Origin of the sequence: Escherichia sp. Lx600-2 (assembly GCF_036662595.1) — a bacterium.
Taxonomy (GTDB): Bacteria; Pseudomonadota; Gammaproteobacteria; order Enterobacterales; family Enterobacteriaceae; genus Escherichia; species Escherichia coli.
Genome location: NZ_JAYQWM010000217.1, coordinates 1 through 1574, shown reverse-complemented (window position 1 = coordinate 1574; position 1574 = coordinate 1). Strand labels below are relative to the sequence as shown.

The following is a 1574-nucleotide window of genomic DNA, read 5'->3' as shown; positions in this document are numbered from 1 at the left end:
GGAATACCATATGGAACATCAGTTAAATAAAAAACTGCTTAACTCATCAATATCACTTATATTAGCATCTGGTCTGATGATGAGTACTGCAAATGCAGCAGATGATGTTAAGCTCAAAGCAACAAAAACCAATGTTGCCTTTGCGGACTTCACGCCGACGGAATACAGCACTAAAGGTAAGCCAAATATCATTGTTTTAACAATGGATGATTTAGGGTATGGACAATTGCCTTTTGATGATAGTTCATTTGACCCTAAAACGATGGATAACCGAAATGTTGTTGATACATACAAAATAGGTATTGATAAAGCAATTGAAGCTGCAAAAAAATCCACTCCAACATTAGCGGCCCTGATGGACGAAGGTGTAAAATTCACTAACGGCTATGTTGCACACGGTGTCTCTGGCCCTTCACGTGCCGCAATCCTGACGGCGCGAGCTCCTGCTCGCTTCGGTGTATATTCAAATTCTGATGCACAGGATGGTATCCCTCTGGAAGAAACATTCCTGTCTGAATTACTTCAGAATCATGGTTATTACACTGCAGCAATCGGTAAGTGGCACTTATCAAAAATCAGCAACGTAGGTGTGCCTGAAGAAAAACAAACCCGTGACTACCACGATAACTTCACCACCTTCTCCGCAGAAGAATGGCAACCTCAGAATCGTGGCTTCAACTACTTCATGGGCTATCACGCATCCGGCGTTTCACTTTATAACTCCCCGTCATTGTTCCGTAACCGTGAAAACATTAAAGCTGAAGGGTACATTAGTGATCAATTAACTGATGAAGCAATTGGTGTAATTGACCGTGCAAGCAAACTGGAACAGCCATTTATGATTTATCTGGCATACAGTGCACCACACCTGCCTAACGATCAGCCTGCGCCTAAAAACTATCAGGAGAAATTCAACACTGGTAGCAAGACTGCTGATAACTATTATGCGTCAATTTACTCCGTTGACCAGGGGGTTAAAAAGATCCTGAATACACTTAAGGAAAAAGGTCAGTACGACAACACCATCATTCTGTTCACCTCTGATAACGGTGCTGTAATTGATGGTCCACTGCCACTGAATGGTGCGCAGGCTGGTTACAAAGGCCAACCGTATCCGGGTGGTATGCATACACCTATGTTCATGTGGTGGAATGGCAAGCTGAAAACGGGTGATTATGACAAACTGGTTTCATCAATGGACTTCTATCCGACCGCTTTAGATGCCGCAGATATCAAGATCCCTGCTTCTCTGAAACTAGATGGTGTATCATTATTGCCATATGTACAGAAAGGAGCTGATAAGAAATCTGCAGCTGGCGAACCTCACAAATATCTGTCCTGGATTACCTCTTATTCTCACTGGTGGGACGAAGAGAACACTGCATTCTGGAACGGATATCATAAATTCGTGAGAAAAGAGTCTGATGATTATCCGCACAACCCACATACAGAAGACTTAAGCCAGTTTGCATACACTGTAAGAAGCAACGATTATTCTCTGGTTTACACCTATGCAGAGAATAAACTAGCTCTGTACGATATCAACGATCTGCAACAAACTAAAGATCTCTCTG

At 42.6% G+C, this 1574-nt stretch carries 1 protein-coding gene; it reads left to right on the top strand.

What is annotated here, in order from left to right; translation table 11 throughout:
- Positions 1 to 10: 10 nt before the first annotated feature.
- Positions 11 to 1574: sulfatase family protein (locus OQV04_RS24535; RefSeq protein WP_332643232.1), on the top strand; the 1564-nt coding region annotated here is incomplete at its 3' end.